The organism is Mycobacterium parascrofulaceum ATCC BAA-614, assembly GCF_000164135.1.
GTDB lineage: Bacteria > Actinomycetota > Actinomycetes > Mycobacteriales > Mycobacteriaceae > Mycobacterium > Mycobacterium parascrofulaceum.
This window is the reverse complement of record NZ_GG770560.1, coordinates 245,306-249,980: the sequence shown is the minus strand read 5'-3', so window position 1 is coordinate 249,980 and position 4,675 is coordinate 245,306. Positions and strand designations below refer to the sequence as shown.

The following is a 4,675-nucleotide window of genomic DNA, read 5'->3' as shown; positions in this document are numbered from 1 at the left end:
AGCGGGGCGTGGGTGGGCACGCGCCTGGCCGCGTGCCCGGAGGCGCTCTCGGGCGAGGGCAGCCGCCGGGCGCTGATCGCGGCCCGCGCCACCGACACCGCGGTCACCCGGGCGTTCGACGTCGCGCAGGCCCGGCCGTGGCCCGCGCGGTTCCCCTCGCGGGTGCTGACCAACGATTTCGTCGAGCGCTGGACCGGCAAGGAGGACGCGCTCGACCCGCAGGCCTGCGACGAGCTCGCGGCCTCCATCGCCGCCGACGACCGCCGGGTGGCCCCCGTGGACGCCGGGCAGGGCGTCGGGATGATCCGCGACGACGCTTCGGTGGCCGAGGTGATCGACGAAATGTGTTCGGGCGCTGAGCGTTTGCTGACGGCCTGGGGTTCGTAGCGCCCGGGCGATACACCGGGCGTCGGCGCCCGGCGATCGCGCCCGGCCGTCACGCCCGGCCGTCACGCTGGCGTGACGCTCGGCGCCGAGCGCCACGCTGGCGTGACGCTCGGCGGCCGGCGAAGGGCATGGACGCGACGATCAGCCCGGCGGCTCAGACCCCGAGCAGATAGCGCTTCGCGATGACGCGCTGGGCCACCGACACCACCGGCCTCGCGGCCTTGCTCCACCAGGTCGCGGGCCGGGAGAACGCCGTCACCTCCGCGAACACCGCGGAGGTGACGGGGTCGCGCCGGACGACGAAACGCTCCTCGCCGGATTCGGGATGACCCGGCAGCGTGCCGTAGGCGAATCCGCGGATGTCGGGCTCGTCGACGACGTACACCACCCGGCACGGCGCGGGCAGAAAACCCATGCGCACCACCACAACCGTGTCGAGCGCCGCGATCTCGGAGCTGGCCCGCACCCCGAGGCCGGCCCCGCGCTGCATGCCCCAGCGCATCACGGCGTCGGCGGCCCGCTCGAAGCGCTCCCGCCCGGTGCCGATCTGCTTCTCCGTGTGCAGGTGGCCGTATCCCGCGGGCAGCTTGCCGGACGCGGTCGCCCCCACCTCGGCGTACGTCAACGGAAGTTCCTCGAGCGCCGCTAAGTCCACCCACCCAGCTTGCCACGCCGGGATACCCGCCGACATTTCCGGCGTACGGTCGTAAAAGTGACCGCACAAAACTCGAAAACAGTTGCAGAAGCGTCCGGAACGTTCACACTCGGCGGCGACCTGACGGTCAATCGGCTCGGCTTCGGCGCCATGCGCCTGACCGGTAAGGGCGTCTGGGGTCCGCCCGCCGACCGCGACGAGGCCGTCCGGGTGTTGCGGCGGGCCGTCGAACTCGGCGTGAACTTCATCGACACCGCGGACTCCTACGGCCCCTACGTCGCCGAGGAGATCATTCGCGAGGCGCTGCATCCCTACGACGGATTGGTGATCGCGACGAAGGCCGGGCTGCTGCGCACCGGACCGGACGTCTGGATCCCGCTGGGCAACCCGAGTTATCTGCGCCAGGAATGCGAGATGAGTCTGCGCCGCCTGGGCGTCGACACCATCGACCTGTTCCAGCTGCACCGCATCGACCGCGACTTCCCGCTGGCCGACCAGGTGGGCGAGCTGCTGACCCTGAAGAACGAAGGAAAGATCCGCCACATCGGCCTGTCCGAGATCAATGTCGATCAGCTCACCGAGGCCCAGCGGACCACCGAGATCGTGTCGGTGCAGAACATGTACAACCTGTCCGCGCGGGGCGCCGAACCGGTGCTGGACGCCGCGACCAGCCAGGGCATCGGCTTCATCCCGTGGTTCCCGCTGGCCGCCGGCCCGCTGGCCGCGGCCGACGGCCCCCTGCAGCGCATCGCCGCCGAGCACGACGCGAGCCCGTCGCAGCTGGCGCTGGCCTGGTTGCTGAAGCGCTCGCCGGTGATGCTGCCGATCCCGGGCACGTCGAAGGTGGCGCACCTGGAGGAGAACGTCGCCGCCGCCGAGATCACGCTGTCCGACGAGGAGTTCGAAACGCTGTCCAAGGCCGGGGCCCAACAGACGGTGTGACTCTGGCCCGCGAAACGGTATTCCACGACGCGTTTCGCGGGTCGAGCCGTCGGTAGTTGCAGTCTCGCGGCCCGGATACGGTGTCCGGGTGACCAGCGAACAGGCCAGGCACCCTGGCGGTGGGTTCAATCCGCCGGAGCCGACGACCAAGGGCGGTCCCGACTACGGCCGGTTCATCGACGCCGTGCGCAAGCTGCAGGACCACGCCCGGGCCGTCGACGCCCCCGACGAGGTCATCACCGAGGCGGCGAATCAGCTGGAGAAGCTGTCGGCGCTGCTCGCCCCGTACAACGCCGACGAGTGGGCGGCGCCCTCCGGCCGCCGCATGGACCTGCCGATGCGCGGCAACGTCCTGACGATTCCCATGTCCGCCCGCAGGGGCGACGACGGCCGTGTGCACGGGTGGGCCCGCTTCGCCCGGTTCCATTTGGGACGCAACGGCGCGGTGCACGGCGGCTCACTCGGCATGCTTTTCGACACCGTGCTCGGCCTGACGGCAGTCCTTCTCACCGGGAGCCGGCGCCAGCGCACCGCCTACCTCAAGATCGATTACCGCAACATCGTGCCGATCGAAAAGGAGTTGCAGTTCGACGCCGGGGTGGACAAGGTCGACGGGCGCAAGATCTTCGTGTCGGGCCGGCTGACCGACGGCGATACGCTGCTGACCGAGGCCGACGCCCTGTTCGTGCGGCTCAAGCCGGGCCAGCCCTGACGGGTCGCCGCGATGCCGCCTCGAAAACCGGTGAGCGGGTGAGCGTTCGGACCCCTATTGGCCGCGCCGGTCTTGCGGCGTGCTCACCGGCAGCGTCACCTCTTCATGGTCGAGTTCGCGTTCGAGCACGCGCAGACTCCGGTCGGGCAGCATGCCCGCGTCGCGCCAGCGCACCAGCTCGTCGCGCTCCGCGTTGATGGCCGCCCGCCGGATCGCCACGGCGGCCTCGTATTCGGGGTAGTTGGGCAACTCGTCGGCGTCCGAGAGCAGATCGAGCCGGTGTTGATACCGCTCCAGCCGGATGCACAACTGGCGTCGCACCGCCTCGACGGCCCGGGCGTCGGCATCGTCGTCGGCCTGCTCGCCCAGCTCGTCGAGTGTGTCGAGGGCGGCCCGGACGGCGGCCGTCCGCGCCCGATTACGCAGCCGCACCTCGTCGATGGCCCTGGCGTGCACGCCGAGGGCGCGCACCACCGGGCCGAAGGTGCTGCCCTGCCCGATCAGCGTCACCAGCACGACCACCAGGGTGCAGAACAACAACAGATCCCGCACGGGAAACCGCTCGCCGCCGTCGGTCGTGAAGGGCACCGCGAAGATCGCGGCGAGGCTGACGACACCGCGGGTGCCCGCCCAACTCAGAACGAAAATCTCGCGGCCGCTGAGCCGCTCCGCGTCGCGGTCCCGCCGGCGGCGGGCCGCGGCCGGGTCGTCGGCGTCGTCGTCGGCGGTCCCCGAGACGTTCCCCAGCCGGGTGTGCAGCGACCCCGGCAGCGACTGGGTGAGCAGCAGCCACAGCGGCCGCACCAGCAGCACCACCGCGGTGGTGACGGTGGTCGCCACGACGATCGTCGACACCGGGTAGCCACTCAGGCCGTCGAGGATGGCCGGGAACTGCTGACCGATCAGCAGAAAAACGAGGCCCTCCAGCAGGAAGTTGGCCAGTCGCCACACGGCGCGGGTCTGTAACCGGCTCGCGCCCGACTCCGACCGGGGCGAGTCGTGGCCCACGATCAACCCGCACACCACGACCGCCAGCACGCCCGACGCGTGCACCTTCTCGGCCGCCAGATAGGTCAGGAACGGTGTGGCCAGCGAGATGGCGTTGGCCGTCATCACGTCGTGGGGCAACCGCCGCAACAGGCGGCGGCCCCAGGCGAACGCCAGCCCGATCACCAGGCCTCCCACGGCCGCCAGGGCGAACTCCCGGATCGCCGACGGGAACGAGAACCCGCCGCCCCTGGCCACGGTGATGGCCACCGACAGGGTGGTGAGCGCGGTCGCGTCGTTGAGTAAGCCCTCACCCTCGACGAGGGTGACGATGTTGAGCGGCAGACCGACCTTGCGGGCGACCGCCAGCGCGGCCACCGGGTCGGTGGGCGCCACCGCCGCGCCCAACACCGCGCCCGCCGCGAGCGTCGCACCGCTGACGAGCAGCGCGACCGCGACGCCGACCGACGCGGCGGTCAGGAGCACCAGGATGACCGACAGGCTGATCACGGTGCGCAGGTTGCGGCGTATCCCGACCAGCGACGACTCCAGGGCCGCGTTGTAGAGCAGGGGCGGCAGGATGCACGTCATCACGATGTCGGGCCGAAGCCCGACGTTGGGCCCCGGCAGCAGCCCATAACCGATCCCGACGAGGCTGAGCAGCGCCGCGCTGGGGAGCCCGGTGCGTTCGCTGACCCAGTTCACCACGACGATGGCGCCGACGGCGGCGAGCAGCAATGCCAAAGCCGTCTGCGCCCCCATCGTCCCCATTCTGCCTTGACGCCGGTGGGCCGGTGCCCGCGTCGGGGCGCAGTGGCGGCCCTGCTCGGCTCGCGACCACCCCGATAGCATGGTCGTCGACCCGACGAGCCCTGGAGACCACACCATGACCGCCCCCGCACACCCCGCCCCGGGAGCCGAGGGCGGCGACCCGCAGCGCCCGGCCGCGCCGGGCCTGCGATCGCCGCAAGCCCCGATCCGGGTGCCCGCCG

The 4,675-nt window shown here is 71.4% G+C and carries 5 protein-coding genes; 3 read left to right on the top strand and 2 right to left on the bottom strand.

What is annotated here, in order from left to right:
• Positions 1 to 387: nitronate monooxygenase family protein (locus HMPREF0591_RS27425; protein WP_007172038.1), on the top strand; the 387-nt coding region annotated here is incomplete at its 5' end.
• 154 nt (positions 388 to 541) lie between these two features.
• On the opposite strand, the gene HMPREF0591_RS27420 is transcribed toward HMPREF0591_RS27425, so the two are convergent.
• Positions 542 to 1,042 (bottom strand): DUF1990 family protein, encoded by a 501-nt coding sequence (locus tag HMPREF0591_RS27420; RefSeq protein ID WP_040624170.1) that lies wholly within the window; start codon positions 1,040 to 1,042, stop codon positions 542 to 544.
• A 57-nt stretch (positions 1,043 to 1,099) separates the two neighbouring features.
• On the opposite strand from HMPREF0591_RS27420, the gene HMPREF0591_RS27415 reads away from it, so the two are divergent.
• Both HMPREF0591_RS27415 and HMPREF0591_RS27410 read left to right on the top strand, forming a co-directional pair.
• Positions 1,100 to 1,984, top strand: a complete 885-nt coding sequence (locus HMPREF0591_RS27415; RefSeq protein WP_007172036.1) for an aldo/keto reductase — start codon at positions 1,100 to 1,102, stop codon at positions 1,982 to 1,984.
• 88 nt (positions 1,985 to 2,072) lie between these two features.
• A complete protein-coding gene (locus tag HMPREF0591_RS27410; protein WP_007172035.1) occupies positions 2,073 to 2,696 on the top strand; it encodes a PaaI family thioesterase in 624 nt (207 codons plus the stop codon).
• A gap of 54 nt (positions 2,697 to 2,750) precedes the next feature.
• Here HMPREF0591_RS27410 and HMPREF0591_RS27405 read toward each other — a convergent pair whose 3' ends face one another.
• Entirely contained in the window at positions 2,751 to 4,454 is a 1,704-nt protein-coding gene (locus HMPREF0591_RS27405; protein ID WP_208857809.1) for a cation:proton antiporter, read from the bottom strand.
• Between the last annotated feature and the right edge of the window lie 221 nt (positions 4,455 to 4,675).

Coding starts and splice junctions, on each gene's coding strand:
- HMPREF0591_RS27405 (WP_208857809.1), bottom strand. CDS start 4,454: ATGGGGACGATGGGGGCGCAGACGGCTTTGGCATTGCTGCTCGCCGCC.